Below are 13,711 nucleotides of genomic sequence, written 5' to 3'. Positions count from 1 at the left end.
ACATACGATAGATCAGATCGATCGAAGGTGCCGTTCGCTCACTCCGGGGTGGTGCTGTCTACTCGAACATGCGGTATATCGCCTCGACGACCACCGCGGGGCGTTCACTGTTCTCGAGTTCGATCACGCCCTCGATGACGATCTGCACGCCGCCCGTCGGTAGGTCCTCGAGCGATTTCAGGGTGGCGTCGAGTCGTACCCGACCACCTGCCGGCACCGGATTGGTGAAGCGGACCTTGTCGAGGCCGTAGTTGAGGGCCAGTGTCACGCTGTCGACCTTCAGCACCTCGTACCACATCGGAATGATCAGTGACAGTGTCAGATACCCGTGTGCGATCGGTCCGCCGAATGGACTTTCCTTCGCTGCGCGTTCGGGATCGATGTGGATCCACTGATGATCGTCGGTGGCGTCGGCGAAGGTGTCGATCCGATCTTGTCCGACCGTGATCCATGAACTGAGCCCCAGCGGCTTGCCGACATATTCGGCGAGCTCGGCGAGGGTGGAGACGTGGGTGCCGGTGGTGGTGTCGGTGGATGTCATGCGGACTCCCTTACTGCTCGGTATTGCAGTGCGCGTAAGTGAGTCTGCTCTGAGTGCCACCGTTTGACCCCGGCTTGGGTATCGAATCGGTCTCGGCACCCTGCGGCACCGTAGGTACCAGTTAAAAACAGTCTGGACTGTTTGTTCTTTTGCAGTTACGCTCGGTAGCGTGATCCACGACACCATGGCGACGGGTTCGCGAACCCAGGCGCAACGCACCGCCGCGACACGCGCGAAGTTGCTCGATGCGGCGATCGAATCCCTCGACGAGCTGGGGTACTCGGGCACCAGTACCCACGGCATCGCCAAGAGGGCCGGAGTATCGCGCGGCGCGCAGCTCCATCACTTTCCGACCAAGGAATCGCTGGTCGTCGCGGCCGTCGGGCATCTCGTAGACAAGCGCCTCGTCGAAATCCTCGACGCGGAACCCGATCCCGAACTCGGTTTCGAGACGCTGATCGATGCGTTCTCAGGACCGCTGTTCTATGCCGCACTCGAACTGTGGGTGGCGGCACGCACCGATCCGGCGTTGCACGCCGCGATGATCCCGCTCGAACGCAAGGTGTCCGATGCGCTGCGCGTGGGGTTGATGGAAATCATGGGCGACCGGCTCGCTCCCGATGTCATCGACCTCAGCATCGAACTGGCTCGGGGGCTGGCCGTGTCGGCCCTGATGCGCACTCCTGAATCCGATCGTGAGTTCCGGGAGAGGCTGCTCCCGGTGTGGAAGGCACTGGTGATGAAATGAGTCCGGCAACGCTTCCCGAACATGTGCACACCCTCATTGTCGGCGCGGGATTCGGTGGCATCGGTATGGCTGCCACCCTCCTGCGCGACGACCCGAACGCCGACGTCCTCGTCGTCGAACGCGGCGACGATGTCGGTGGAACCTGGCGGGTGAACACGTACCCCGGTGCCGCATGCGATGTTCCGAGTGCGTTGTACTCCTATTCCTTCGCGCCGGAACCAGGTTGGGAGAGGGCGCACGGCACCCAGGCCGAGATCTACGCGTACCTGCGTCGGGTGGCTCGCGAGCAGGGCGTCGTGCGGCGGACGATGTTCGGGTGCGAGCTGCGCGATGCGCAATGGGACGGCGAACGTGCACAGTGGGCGGTGTCGACCTCGCGCGGCAACCTCACCGCCGATGTCCTCGTCGCGGCGACCGGTGCACTCTCCACTCCGACCCTGCCCAAAGTTCCCGGCTTGGAGATGTTCCGCGGCAACATGTTCCACTCGGCAGAATGGGATCACGACCACGATCTGACGGGCGAGCGGGTCGCGGTGATCGGCACGGGCGCGTCGGCGATCCAGTTCGTGCCCGCGATTGTCGACAAGGTCGAACACCTCACGCTGTTCCAGCGCACTGCCTCCTGGGTGATGCCCAAGCGCGATCCCGGAATCGCTTCGTCCGTTCGATCCCTGTACCGCAGATTTCCGTGGGTCCAGAAGGCTGTTCGCGGCGCTGTGTACGGTCAGAAGGAAATGTACGTCGTCGGTATGACGAAACCGTTCGCGCGGAAGTACGCGTTGCCACTGTTCGAGAAGCGCGCGCGTTCAGTCCTGCGCAAGCAAGTGTCCGACCCGGAACTGCGGGCAAGGCTGACACCGGATTTCGCCATCACCTGCAAACGAATCCTGTTGTCCAACGACTGGTTCCCGGCAATCACTCGTCGTGAAGTCGATGTCGTATCGTCGGCATTGACTTCGGTGACCGAGAACGGGGTCGTCGATGCTGCCGGAAACGAATACCGCGTCGACACGATCATCTTCGGTACCGGATTCATGCCGTCCGAACCGCCTGTAGCGCAACATATCCGAGGGGAAGATGGCCGTAGTCTCGCTGAGGTGTGGAACGGGAGCCCGTCCGCGCACCTGGGCATCAGCGTAAACGGATTCCCGAACATGTTCCTGATGTACGGGCCGAACACCAACCTCGGACACAGCTCCATCGTGTACATGCTCGAGTCCCAGGCCGCGTACATTGCCGCAACCCTGCGGGCCATGCGTACCCGTCGTCTCGACGCGGTCGAAGTCAGAGCCGACGCGCAGCGTCGCTTTGCCGAAGAGCTCGATCCGCTGCTGGCAGGCACTGTCTGGAATGCCGGGGGCTGCAGCAGTTGGTATCTCGACTCGACGGGACGCAATTCCGTGATGTGGCCGACCTTCACCTGGCACTACCGTAACCGGACCAAGGAGTTCGACGCAGAGAACTACGAACTGTGGGCCGCGAACATGGGAGCACGGGCATGACCCACTACGACGTTCTCGTCATCGGCTCGGGATTCGGCGGCAGCGTCTCTGCACTGCGCCTGACCGAGAAGGGATACCGGGTCGGAGTTCTGGAGGCCGGTCGGCGTTTCGCCGACGACGAGCTCCCGAAGACCAGTTGGCGGCTACGCAAGTACCTGTGGGCGCCGGCTATCGGATGCTATGGCGTACAGCGTATTCACCTGCTTCCCGACGTGCTGGTCATGGCCGGCGCAGGGGTCGGGGGTGGTTCGCTCAACTACGCGAACACTCTCTACCGCCCGCCGTCTCGATTCTTCCAGGACTCCCAGTGGGGCCACATCACCGACTGGGAGGCAGAGCTCGCGCCCTACTACGAGCAGGCATCGCGGATGCTCGGGGTGCGCGAGAACCCCAGTGTCACTCCGGCCGATGAGGTGATGCGCAAGGTCGCCGACGACATGGGCGTCGGACACACCTTCGGCCCCACGCCGGTCGGTGTCTTCTTCGACGAATCGGGCAGGACCGTACCTGACCCGTTCTTCGGAGGCGCGGGCCCGGACCGCACCGGATGCACGGAGTGCGGTAGTTGCATGACCGGTTGCCGTGTGGGCGCCAAGAACACCCTCGTCAAGAACTATCTCCACCTTGCCGAGCGAGCGGGTGCGCGCATCCACCCACTGACCACCGCGACGCGGGTCACGCCCCGCGCGGGTGGCGGCTACGAGATCGAGACTCGCAGCACGAACGGGATCCGTAAGCGTCGGAAGGTGTTCACCGCAGATCAGGTGGTCGCGGCGGCGGGAACCTATGGCACCGCGCGCTTGCTGCTCGCGATGCGCGAGAGCGGCGATCTACCTCGGTTGTCGCCGAAGCTCGGTCGCGTCGTCCGCACGAACTCGGAGGCGGTGCTCGCAGCGACCGCGCAGAATCGCGACGTCGACTACACCGAGGGTGTTGCGATCACATCGTCGTTCCACCCCGATGATCACACTCACATCGAACCGGTCCGATACGGCAAGGGCAGCAATGCGATCGGGCTGCTGCAGGCGATGCTCGTGGATGGCGGTGGCAGGATTCCTCGATTGGCGAAGTTCATGGGTGTTGCGGCTCGTGATCCGCGCGCTTTCCTGCGCAGTCTGTCGGTGCGGCACTGGTCCGAACGCACGGTCATCGCGCTCGTGATGCAGACCGACGACAACTCGCTCGAGCTCGCCAGCAGGCGAAGCCCGTTCGGGCGCGGCGTCACGAGCAAGCAGGGGCCGGGAAATCCGCCACCGGAATGGATTCCTGTCGGGCACGAGGCGGTCCGGAAGGTGGGTGACGAGATCGGCGGCGATCCCGGAGGGTCGCTCCTCGATCTCGTCAACATCCCCATGACCGCACATTTCCTCGGTGGATGCGTGATCGGCGACTCGCCCGAGACCGGTGTCGTCGACCCCTATCTGCGCGCGTACGGCCACGAGGGCATTCATGTCGTGGACGGCTCGGTGGTCACTGCGAACCTCGGCGTCAATCCTTCTCTCACCATCACCGCACAGGCGGAGCGGGCAATGGCGTTGTGGCCCAACAAGGATGAGAAAGATTCCCGGCCGCCGGTCGGCTCGCCCTACTCCGCTGTGAAACCCGTGCCGCCGATACGGCCGGTGGTGCCCGCAGATGCCCCCGGCGCACTGCGTCTGCCCCTGTTCCCGATCCGACACGAGGAGACCGCCAGTGCTGTGGAGCGTTCCTGAAAGTGCCGACGACCGTACCGACTGGCCGGTGTCGCCGCCGCCACCGTGGCCGGCGAGCGTGCGCGCCACCCTGTGGTGGCACCGCAGTACTCCTGAGGCCCGCGAGCACGGTCCCGGCGGGCCGATCGTGCCGATGACGCTCGCGATGATGGTCGACTACCTGGATTCTCCGGTGGGCCCGTATCGCGAGATCCTGGCCAGCCCGGTGCTTCGGCGTGGGCTGATCCCCGCGATGGCGCTGCCGTTCATCGCCGTCGACTCGGAGCCCTCGGTACACGGTGGTCGTGAGCACTGGAAGCTCCCGAAGGTACTCGCCGATTTCTCCGGAGACGTTCTGGGCAGCTTCACCGCAGTCGGGGACGGTTGGAAGGTCGAGACCTCCGCATTGCCGCGGGGGCCTCGGCTGCCGATAGTCGGTGGTCTCACGTTCGCGCAGCCGGGCGAGAACGGCGATCTGCACCGGGCGTCCGCTCGTCTGCGTGGCCGCTTCCGGTATGCGCGGGTGACGGTGGATGCGGAGGGTCCGACGTTGAGCCGCTGGCTGCGGTCGGGGACCCATCACGGGATCGTCATCACGTCGGGTTCGATGGCGACCGGACCCGCCCGCACTGCGCGGTAGCGAGGAGGTTCCGATCAGGAAGATCGGCGATGGAAGTCACTGAGGCCGGGGTGATGATCACGGAGGCCTGACGGTGAACACGGGGACCTGATGGGGAACACTGAGGGTATGAGTGATCCCGCCTTCGACCCCGCAGCCGACACGATCGTGGGGGAGGACTACTCGGACGCTCGTCTACCGGGTCAGGAGTGGCGTCGCCAGGAGTATGTGGGCTGTACCTTCCATGATGCGGATCTCTCGGGACTTTCGACGGAAGCGGTCACCTTCACCGACTGCGACTTCACCGGCGCGGATCTCACCGGATCGACGCACTCGGGGGCGGCCTTCCGGAACTGCACGTTCGAGTACACGCAGTTGCGCGGCAGCACGTTTCGGAACTCGACGTTTCTCGGTTCGAACTTCCGCGACTGCCGGATGCGACCGATGACCTTCGATGAGGTCGACTTCAGCCTGACGTCTCTCGGTGGCATCGATCTGCGGAAGGCAGACCTGAGTGGGTGCCGATTGCGTGAGGCGAATCTCGTCGATGCGGATCTGCGTGAGGCGTTGCTCGTCGGTGCCGACCTCAGCGGTGTGCGCGCAGGCGGGTTGCGACTCGACGGCGCGGACCTGACCGGAGCGCGCGTCGACGCGATGCTCTGGGTCTCCGCGAGCCTGCGCGGCGCAAAGATCGATTTCGGGCAGGCGTTGGCGTACGCGGGTGCGCAGGGGCTCGAGGTCGCGGAGGGCTGACCGCTTCTACGACTGGCCCCGTTCCGCGAGCCAGTGGTTCTCCTGTGACGCATGCGGCTGGTGAATCGGATGGTATTTCGCTGACGACCGATGTTGTTCCGGGTACGTTGAATCGTGGTGTTCCGGTTCTGCCCGCCGGCACATCGGGACTTTGTGCCTCGTTTTCTTGACCTATTCAAGAAAAGGTGGTGAAGTGTGACTGGCGACATAGCAGGGGCCGAGGTGGTGGAACGCCAGGCACCTTCTGCTGCTCCGCAGCCCGGAGTGGTAGAGCGACAACTGGATACGAACTTCGACTGAACGCACGCACGGCTACGCATGCATACGGAGGGACAACAATGACCCAGGACAAGTTGACGACCGGCGCAGGTGCCCCCGTCCCCGACAACCAGAACGTCATCACCGCAGGCCCTCGCGGACCACAGCTACTCCAGGACGTCTGGTTCCTCGAGAAGCTCGCACACTTCGACCGCGAGGTCATCCCGGAGCGTCGTATGCACGCGAAGGGCTCGGGCGCATACGGAACGTTCACGGTCACCAACGACATCTCGCAGTACACCACCGCGAAGATCTTCTCCGAGGTCGGTAAGAAGACCGAACTGTTCGCCCGGTTCTCCACCGTCGCCGGCGAGCGCGGTGCCGCCGACGCCGAACGCGACATCCGCGGCTTCGCGGTCAAGTTCTACACCGAGGACGGCAACTGGGATCTCGTCGGCAACAACACGCCGGTCTTCTTCTTCCGCGACCCGCTGAAGTTCCCCGACCTCAACCACGCCGTCAAGCGCGATCCGCGCACCAATCTGCGGAGCCCCAACAACAACTGGGACTTCTGGACGAATCTTCCGGAGTCGTTGCACCAGGTCACCATCGTGATGAGTGACCGCGGCATCCCCGCGTCGTACCGGCACATGCACGGTTTCGGATCGCACACCTTCAGCTTCATCAACGCCGAGGGCGAGCGGTTCTGGGTCAAGTTCCATCATCGTGTCCAGCAGGGCATCAAGAATCTGACCGATGCCGAGGCTGCGGCCCTCGTCGGGGCCGACCGCGAGAGCGCTCAGCGCGACCTGTTCGATGCGATCGAGGCCGGCGACTTCCCGAAGTGGAAGTTGTGCGTGCAGGTCATGCCGGAGGCCGACGCCGCGAAGGTTCCCTACCATCCGTTCGATCTGACGAAGGTGTGGCCGAAGGGCGACTACCCGCTCATCGAGGTCGGTGAGTGGGAGCTCAACCGAAACCCGGACAACTACTTCGCCGAGGTCGAGCAGGCTGCGTTCAACCCCGCGCACGTGGTCCCGGGTATCAGCTTCTCTCCCGACAAGATGCTGCAGGGGCGCCTGTTCTCCTACGGCGATGCGCAGCGGTACCGGCTGGGGGTCAACCACTTCCAGATTCCGGTCAATGCGCCGAGAAACGGGGTGAACAGCTTCCACCGCGACGGCGGGATGCGGGTGGACGGCAACCACGGCGGCAAGCTGCACTACGAGCCGAACAGCTACGGCCAGTGGCAGGAGCAGGCGGAGTACCGCAATCCGCCGCAGTCGGTGGGCGCCGTGGCGGATGCATGGAACTTCCGCGAGGACGACGACAACTACTTCTCGCAGCCCCGCGTGTTGTTCAACAACATGAGCGACGAGCAGAAGCAGGCGTTGTTCGACAACACCGCCCGCGCGATCGATGGCGCCGAAGAGATCGTGGTGCAGAGACACATCGACAATTGCACCCAGTGCGATCCCGCTTACGGTGAAGGCGTCGCGAAGGCGATTGCCGCGCTGAAGGGTGAACGACCGATCTAGACCGTCCCGTCCTACCCTGTGGGGTCGTCCGCGCAACGCGGGCGGCCCCACAGGTGTCTCGGCGAGATGGCACGGAAAGAATCACGGAATCCTCGACGAAACGTCCGGTGGGGTGCGCATGATGGAGTTCACGTGATCCGCCTCCGAAGGGAAGCCCAGTGAGCGCATACACCGTCGGAAGCCTCTCCTCCACGTCGATCAACCGGATTCTGTGCGAAAGCACAGATCAAGTTGGCACCGGACGACATGTCGTTCGTCGAGATCCCGATCAGGGATCTCCCGTTGTACAGCCAGGACTACGACGCCGATTACCCGCCGCAGGGACGCGCTCTCAAGGAAGCGATCGCGGCGGTCGATGCCATCCTCTTCGTCACGCCCGAGTTCAACCGGTCTATACCCGGCGGATTGAAGAACGCGATCGACTGGGCGTCGCGTCCGTGGGGGCAGAACTCCTTCGACCACATGCCCGTCGCGGTCATCGGCGCGTCGCCGGGCGGGATCGGTACCGCATTGGCGCAGCAGAGCGTCTACGTAAACCTGATACTTCCTGCCACCTACGTGCCAGGCGGTCCAGATCCACGTTCCTCACGGCTACCCGAGACATCTCGCGATGCCGCAGGCTCGACCGTGTCCCATACCGACGCTTGAAGTGCAGGACGAGACTTCGATTTGTTCACCCCCTCGCAAGAGGTTGATCTGGGAACGCTACGGCGGACCCGCCGATGCCGCGGCCTCGCCGGGGTCGGGCCGGTCTTGTCCCGACACTTGCGCACCGGCGCATGCTCGGTGGACCGGATCTCCAGGCTCCCAGCACGGGTGCGGACCGCAGCACCCCGGCCGAGTAGAGCGCGTTTGGCGAGGTTCACCCCCGCCACATGATCACGATTCCCACCCAGCCGGCAGGACTCACACCACGCGTGGTGATAGCCACCCGGGCGGGACAGTGGCGCGTCACACCCCGGACACAAGGCCGACGATCCCCGCGCCGGTACCGCCACCACCGCCACACCCGCCCGCGCGGCGGTATGGGCAAGCGCATCAGCGGCCTTGCGGCGTGCGGACTGCGCCGCCCGATTGTTGTTCACCCGGCCGTGACCACGCGGTTCGAGGGTGGACAGGTCCTCGACGGCGATCACCGTCGCGTCGGCGGCGGTGGCGTAGTCGGTGACTTGACGAGCGAAATGGAACGCGAGTTCCCGGTTGATCTTGCCGCGTTTGGCACCGACGGCGGTGCGGTTCGCGTCGAGGACCGCGATCTTCGCGTCCAGCTCCGTCCGGAGCTTCGGCGGTGCGTTCTCGGCGAGCCGGCGCAGCCGGGCCGATTTGCGGTGCAGCTGTTGCCCTTCCTGTTGCAACCGGGCGAGTTTGATGCCGAGGCCGCGGTCGTCGTAGGTGTAGCCCTGAAAATCGGAGATCAACCCGTCGGGACTTTCGGAGGCAATGGCCGCGGCGCCGAGGGTCGATGGGGACCAGTCCACCCCCACCGCCACCGTCGCGGTACTCAGTTCACTGGTGGGGACGGCTTCGGTGGCGGCGCACTGCAGCAACAGTCCCCGACCGTCGAGGATCAGGGTCGGTAGATGCCAGGCGGTGATCGCCCGGCCGTGCAGGTGCGGCGGGAGCGTCGCGGTCAACCGGACCGCCCGCCACTGCGCTCGCCCGGTGGGGGCGGCTGCGGTGGGCAGTTTCACCGTCAGCGTCAGGGTGTCGCCGGTGACGGTGAGTTCCGCGAGTTGTTTGTCGGTGGCCGCGAGGCGGGCCATGGCGCTGACCTGCGGTGGGGTTTGGATGTCGGTGATCCGCAGCCGTGTGGGCTGCGCTCCGTCCGAAGTCGCAGCGCCTGAGGTGCCATCGTCTGTGGTCGCCGCGCCCGTGGTTGCAGGGCCTGAAATCTTTGCACCCGAGGCCGTGTCGTCGACCAGGCTGGCACGCGCGACCAACTGCCGTCGTACACCCCGGGCGAACGCGGACGGCACGTACACCTCGCCGCTCGCCGGTGGGGCGAGATGTCCGGTGACGGGATCGAACCGGGCCGACAGTGCCGCGATCGCAGTGTCGCGGTAGGTCAAGGTCCGTAGTGTTGCGGTGGCGTGGGCGGTGACCACCCGCGTGACCCGCGACGGCACATAGATGTCGTCAGGGTAGGTGGGGGTCCAGCCGAGGCGGGCGGCAGCGACGTGTCCGTGTTTCGGCAGTGCCCGGCCCTGGCTGTCGTGGCCGGCGGCGAGGGTGTCGAAGGTGGCGGGGTGCCACAGCCGGGTGAGCAGGCCGGTTTCGGCGGCGGTGATCAGGTCGAGCAGCCACCGGATGCGGATGTCGAGGTCGTCGAGTCCGATCGGGTCGCCGGTGGTGGTATCGACCGCGAGATACGGTCGGGTGGTGAACCCGAACCGGCGACGGTCGGTGAGGTCGGTGCCGGTCATCGTTCACCACCCTGTTCGGTGTGGTCGTCGGTCGGTGCGGCTGCCGGTGATGTTTCGTCGTGGGCCGGCAGTGTGTCGCACCGTATCGTCGGGCACCGACACGTTCTGTTGGATGTGTTCTCGTGCAGCATTTTCACGTGGGGCGGGGAGCGGGGAGCGGCGGTTTTCTGCCTTGGCGGGTTCGGTGCTCGGCGGTGCACAACTGTGGTTCTGGTTGGCGGGGTGCTGACCGGTGGTACGGCATTCGAGGTACGAGTGCGAGGTCGGCCTGGGCGTTGATGTGGTGCCGGATTCGACATGGCGGGAAGGTGATCGGTCTTTCGGTGTGGTAGTGCGAACCTCATGGTGGGTATGGGGGTGTTCTGCGGCGTGCCGAGACACGGGAGGGAAGTGTCAGGAAGCGTTATCGAGTATCAGACTTCTCATCCACTGTTGTGAGCCTGCGCGCAGTGCTGAGCTTCACCAACACTCGTCAGATGACGGCGCCCGAGGGCTACATCACCTTCGATCCGGAGATCTACAGCGACGACGGCTCTATCTCCGATGACTCGACTGCCGAGTTCCTCAGGAAGTACGTGCAGGAGTTCCGCGAGCACATCGAGCGTGTTCTCACCGTCCTTCCGCGCAACCGCTGAGCAGGTTTCGCTCCTCATCGATGAGGTCCGCGCACGTGTGGCGTGATCTCGGGTGACCACCACCACACCGTTCCTTTTCTTGACTAATTCCAGAAAAGGGGCATACTTGAGGTCATGCAACGAACGGATGACTCACACTTCGGCCCCAAGGAACAGCTTCGTTCCGTGGGGCTCCGAGTGACGGCTCCGCGTGTTGCAGTACTCGATATGGTTGCCAGAAACCCGCATTCGGATGCCGACGAAATTTCCGCCGCCGTGCGAGACGAACTCGGCAAGGTCTCGACCCAGGCCGTGTACGACGTACTGAGGGCCTGCGTGGGTGCCGGCCTTCTCCGTCGGATCGAGCCGGCAGGATCGCCCGCCCGGTTCGAGACCCGCACCGGAGACAACCACCACCACCTGGTCTGCCGTAATTGCGGCATCGTCGTCGACGTCGACTGCGCCGTCGGTGCTGCACCCTGCCTTACTCCGTCGGACGCCGGAGGCTTCGTCATCGACGAAGCCGAGGTGACCTTCTGGGGTCTGTGCGAATCCTGCCGCTGAACCCTTTTCGCTACCCACTGCACGCACGGAGTCGCTTCGGCGGCCCGTGTCGACGCGTCGTCCCCGCTTGCGGGACCGCCCATTCGGAGGTCACACACATGACGAACACCCGTTTCACCACCAACAACGCCGGTAACCCGGTCGCCAGTGACGACACCTCGTTGACCGCGGGAGCGCAGGGCCCGATCCTGCTGCACGACCATTACCTGATCGAGAAGCTTGCACACTTCAACCGTGAGCGCGTTCCCGAGCGTGTCGTCCACGCGAAGGGCGGCGGTGCCTTCGGTGAACTCGTCGTCACCGAGGACGTGAGTGCCTACACGAAGGCGAAGCTGTTCCAGCCCGGTGTGAAAACCGAGTCGCTGGTGCGTTTTTCGACTGTCGCAGGTGAGCAGGGAAGCCCTGACACGTGGCGCGACCCACGCGGTTTCGCGATGAGGTTCTACACGGAGGACGGCAACTACGACCTCGTCGGCAACAACACGCCGGTCTTCTTCATCAAGGATCCGATCAAGTTCCCCGACTTCATCCACTCGCAGAAGCGACTGCCGGGCTCCGGCCTGCGCGACCACACCATGCAGTGGGATTTCTGGACGTTGCGTCCGGAGACCGCGCACCAGGTGACCTGGCTGATGGGTGACCGTGGCATTCCGCGTACCTGGCGGCACATGGACGGCTTCGGCTCGCACACCTACCAGTGGATCAATGCCGAGGGCGAACGATTCTGGGTCAAATACCATTTCAAGACCGACCAGGGCATCGAAACCCTCACTGCCGCGGAGGCCGACGTGCTCGCGGGCACCGATCCCGACTACCATCGGGCCGACCTGTACCAGGCGATCGAACGCGGCGAATTCCCCAGTTGGACGCTGCACGTGCAGGTCATGCCGGTTGCGGAGGCCGAGGGCTATCGGTTCAACCCGTTCGACCTCACCAAGGTCTGGTCGCAGAAGGACTATCCGCTGATCAAGGTGGGTACCTGGACCCTGAATCGCAACCCGCGCAACTTCTTCGCCGAGATCGAGCAGGCTGCGTTCTCGCCGTCGCATGTCGTGCCTGGCATCGGATTCTCGCCCGACAAGATGCTGCTGGGCCGGGTGTTCTCCTACGCGGACGCACACCGCTACCGCGTGGGGGCGAACCATGCGCAGCTGCCGGTCAATGCACCGAAGAACAAGGTGGAGTCGTACTCGCAGGACGGGAACATGGCGTACTCGTTCAACGACCCCGCGACGCCGGTGTACGCACCGAACAGCTTCGGGGGTCCGCACGCGGACCCTGAGCGTGCGGGTGACGACGGACTGTGGGACTTCGGCACCGAGGCGGTGCGAGCCGCATATGTCCAGCACGCGGAGGACGACGACTTCGGCCAGGCCGGCACGTTGGTCCGTGAAGTCATGGACGATGCCACGCGGGAACTTCTGGTCGGCAACATCGTCGGCCACGTGCTCGGAGGCACCTCCGAGGCCTTGTACGAGCGCATCTTCGAATACTGGCGCAACGTCGATGCCGATCTCGGGAAGAAGGTCGAGGAAGGCGTGCGGACCGGGTGTGCCTGACTACTCAGGTCCGCGGCCCGCGAAGCCTCAGGCCAGGCCCCACAGGTAGATTGCAACGGCCAGTGCCAACACGATCAGTGACTGTGCGTCCATGATGCGAACCCCCTTCGTCGGTCGAGGATGAACCGTACAACCATCATCTCTCGTCCCGACGCTCGGGGCACGGTCGTCGGCCTCGTCGACACGATCCCGTGACACAGCCACATCGTCGGTGCAGGTTACGCCGGCGCCCGGCGTCGAGTATCTCGCACGCACGTGGGTTCGGCCACACATGATTCGATTCGGAAGCATTCCGCCGCGAAAACTGTTGAATTCGGCGGTATACGAAAATGAGAGGAGTGCGAAAGATGAACAGCCCCATCACGAGCACACTGTCGGAGAAGAACCAGAAGGTCGCAGGAGACGCGCTGCAGAGCGTGCTCGTCGATCTGATCGACCTGAGCCTGATCGGCAAGCAGGCGCACTGGAACGTCGTCGGATCCCAGTTCCGTAGTGTCCACCTCGCCCTCGATGAACTCGTCACGGCGACAAGGGATTTCACCGACCAGGTCGCCGAGCGGATGACCGCGATCGGCGTCAGTCCGGATGGGCGTGCCGATACGGTTGCCCGCGACAACGGCACCAAGGGCTTCGGTGAAGGCTGGAGCAAGGACGAAGAGGTCGTCGCGTCGATCGTCGGTAACCTCGCGGCGGTGATCACCCGGCTGCGTGAGCGTATCGAACTCACCGGCGACGTGGACCCGGTCACGGAGGACCTCCTGATCGGTCAGGTCGCTCGACTCGAGCAGCTTCACTGGATGTGGCAGGCCCAGCTCGTCTGACGCTCGACCGCCCGGAAGGGGGCGCCCCGCCCCGCGGGGGGGGGGGGCCCCCCCCACAACGACCCGGAATTCGAGGTGCC

General features: G+C 64.5%; 13 protein-coding genes. 11 read left to right on the top strand and 2 right to left on the bottom strand.

What is annotated here, in order from left to right; genetic code table 11:
- Positions 1-58: 58 nt before the first annotated feature.
- Positions 59-541, bottom strand: a complete 483-nt coding sequence (locus ACFWB0_RS25135) for a MaoC family dehydratase (RefSeq protein ID WP_378493116.1) — start codon at positions 539-541, stop codon at positions 59-61.
- 184 nt (positions 542-725) lie between these two features.
- Between ACFWB0_RS25135 and ACFWB0_RS25130 the strand changes: the two genes are divergently transcribed.
- The 7 genes from ACFWB0_RS25130 to ACFWB0_RS25100 all read left to right on the top strand — a co-directional run bounded on the left by ACFWB0_RS25130 (position 726) and on the right by ACFWB0_RS25100 (position 8,298).
- The gene (locus ACFWB0_RS25130) at positions 726-1,289 is read left to right on the top strand and encodes a TetR/AcrR family transcriptional regulator (protein WP_378493118.1); all 564 of its coding nucleotides are present in this window, start codon (positions 726-728) and stop codon (positions 1,287-1,289) included.
- Entirely contained in the window at positions 1,286-2,791 is a 1,506-nt protein-coding gene (locus ACFWB0_RS25125) for a flavin-containing monooxygenase (RefSeq protein ID WP_378493115.1), read from the top strand. Before ACFWB0_RS25130 ends, ACFWB0_RS25125 begins: the two co-directional genes overlap by 4 nt.
- On the top strand, positions 2,788-4,503 hold the full coding sequence (locus ACFWB0_RS25120) for an FAD-dependent oxidoreductase (protein WP_378493114.1): 1,716 nt from the start codon (positions 2,788-2,790) through the stop codon (positions 4,501-4,503). The genes ACFWB0_RS25125 and ACFWB0_RS25120 overlap by 4 nt, the downstream gene beginning before the upstream one ends.
- Positions 4,487-5,122, top strand: coding sequence for a hypothetical protein (locus ACFWB0_RS25115; protein WP_378493117.1), 636 nt, complete (start codon positions 4,487-4,489; stop codon positions 5,120-5,122). The genes ACFWB0_RS25120 and ACFWB0_RS25115 overlap by 17 nt, the downstream gene beginning before the upstream one ends.
- A 108-nt stretch (positions 5,123-5,230) precedes the next feature.
- Positions 5,231-5,854 (top strand): pentapeptide repeat-containing protein, encoded by a 624-nt coding sequence (locus tag ACFWB0_RS25110; protein ID WP_378493113.1) that lies wholly within the window; start codon positions 5,231-5,233, stop codon positions 5,852-5,854.
- 338 nt (positions 5,855-6,192) lie between these two features.
- Positions 6,193-7,650, top strand: a complete 1,458-nt coding sequence (locus ACFWB0_RS25105; RefSeq protein ID WP_378493112.1) for a catalase — start codon at positions 6,193-6,195, stop codon at positions 7,648-7,650.
- A gap of 231 nt (positions 7,651-7,881) precedes the next feature.
- The gene (locus ACFWB0_RS25100; protein ID WP_378493111.1) at positions 7,882-8,298 is read left to right on the top strand and encodes an NADPH-dependent FMN reductase; all 417 of its coding nucleotides are present in this window, start codon (positions 7,882-7,884) and stop codon (positions 8,296-8,298) included.
- On the opposite strand, the gene ACFWB0_RS25095 is transcribed toward ACFWB0_RS25100, so the two are convergent.
- On the bottom strand, positions 8,205-10,073 hold the full coding sequence (locus ACFWB0_RS25095; RefSeq protein ID WP_378493110.1) for a zinc ribbon domain-containing protein: 1,869 nt from the start codon (positions 10,071-10,073) through the stop codon (positions 8,205-8,207). The genes ACFWB0_RS25100 and ACFWB0_RS25095 overlap by 94 nt on opposite strands.
- A 476-nt stretch (positions 10,074-10,549) precedes the next feature.
- On the opposite strand from ACFWB0_RS25095, the gene ACFWB0_RS25090 reads away from it, so the two are divergent.
- The 4 genes from ACFWB0_RS25090 to ACFWB0_RS25075 all read left to right on the top strand — a co-directional run bounded on the left by ACFWB0_RS25090 (position 10,550) and on the right by ACFWB0_RS25075 (position 13,631).
- Positions 10,550-10,708, top strand: a complete 159-nt coding sequence (locus ACFWB0_RS25090) for a hypothetical protein (protein ID WP_378493109.1) — start codon at positions 10,550-10,552, stop codon at positions 10,706-10,708.
- 114 nt (positions 10,709-10,822) lie between these two features.
- Entirely contained in the window at positions 10,823-11,251 is a 429-nt protein-coding gene (locus tag ACFWB0_RS25085) for a Fur family transcriptional regulator (RefSeq protein ID WP_378493108.1), read from the top strand.
- Positions 11,252-11,349: 98 nt separating this feature from the next.
- Positions 11,350-12,810, top strand: a complete 1,461-nt coding sequence (locus tag ACFWB0_RS25080) for a catalase (RefSeq protein WP_378493107.1) — start codon at positions 11,350-11,352, stop codon at positions 12,808-12,810.
- A 347-nt stretch (positions 12,811-13,157) separates the two neighbouring features.
- Positions 13,158-13,631, top strand: a complete 474-nt coding sequence (locus ACFWB0_RS25075; RefSeq protein WP_378493106.1) for a Dps family protein — start codon at positions 13,158-13,160, stop codon at positions 13,629-13,631.
- The last annotated feature ends 80 nt before the right edge of the window (positions 13,632-13,711 follow it).

Source organism: Rhodococcus sp. NPDC060086, from assembly GCF_042730275.1.
Classification (GTDB): Bacteria; Actinomycetota; Actinomycetes; order Mycobacteriales; family Mycobacteriaceae; genus Rhodococcus.
This window is presented reverse-complemented; position numbering and strand designations above follow the sequence as displayed.

What these genes read in the sequence shown, in the direction of transcription:
- ACFWB0_RS25135 (WP_378493116.1), bottom strand. Translation starts at nt 541, where the DNA reads ATGACATCCACCGACACCACCACCGGCACCCACGTCTCCACCCTCGCC.
- ACFWB0_RS25130 (WP_378493118.1), top strand. Translation starts at nt 726, where the DNA reads ATGGCGACGGGTTCGCGAACCCAGGCGCAACGCACCGCCGCGACACGC.
- ACFWB0_RS25125 (WP_378493115.1), top strand. Translation starts at nt 1,286, where the DNA reads ATGAGTCCGGCAACGCTTCCCGAACATGTGCACACCCTCATTGTCGGC.
- ACFWB0_RS25120 (WP_378493114.1), top strand. Translation starts at nt 2,788, where the DNA reads ATGACCCACTACGACGTTCTCGTCATCGGCTCGGGATTCGGCGGCAGC.
- ACFWB0_RS25110 (WP_378493113.1), top strand. Translation starts at nt 5,231, where the DNA reads ATGAGTGATCCCGCCTTCGACCCCGCAGCCGACACGATCGTGGGGGAG.
- ACFWB0_RS25105 (WP_378493112.1), top strand. Translation starts at nt 6,193, where the DNA reads ATGACCCAGGACAAGTTGACGACCGGCGCAGGTGCCCCCGTCCCCGAC.
- ACFWB0_RS25095 (WP_378493110.1), bottom strand. Translation starts at nt 10,073, where the DNA reads ATGACCGGCACCGACCTCACCGACCGTCGCCGGTTCGGGTTCACCACC.
- ACFWB0_RS25090 (WP_378493109.1), top strand. Translation starts at nt 10,550, where the DNA reads ATGACGGCGCCCGAGGGCTACATCACCTTCGATCCGGAGATCTACAGC.
- ACFWB0_RS25085 (WP_378493108.1), top strand. Translation starts at nt 10,823, where the DNA reads ATGCAACGAACGGATGACTCACACTTCGGCCCCAAGGAACAGCTTCGT.
- ACFWB0_RS25080 (WP_378493107.1), top strand. Translation starts at nt 11,350, where the DNA reads ATGACGAACACCCGTTTCACCACCAACAACGCCGGTAACCCGGTCGCC.
- ACFWB0_RS25075 (WP_378493106.1), top strand. Translation starts at nt 13,158, where the DNA reads ATGAACAGCCCCATCACGAGCACACTGTCGGAGAAGAACCAGAAGGTC.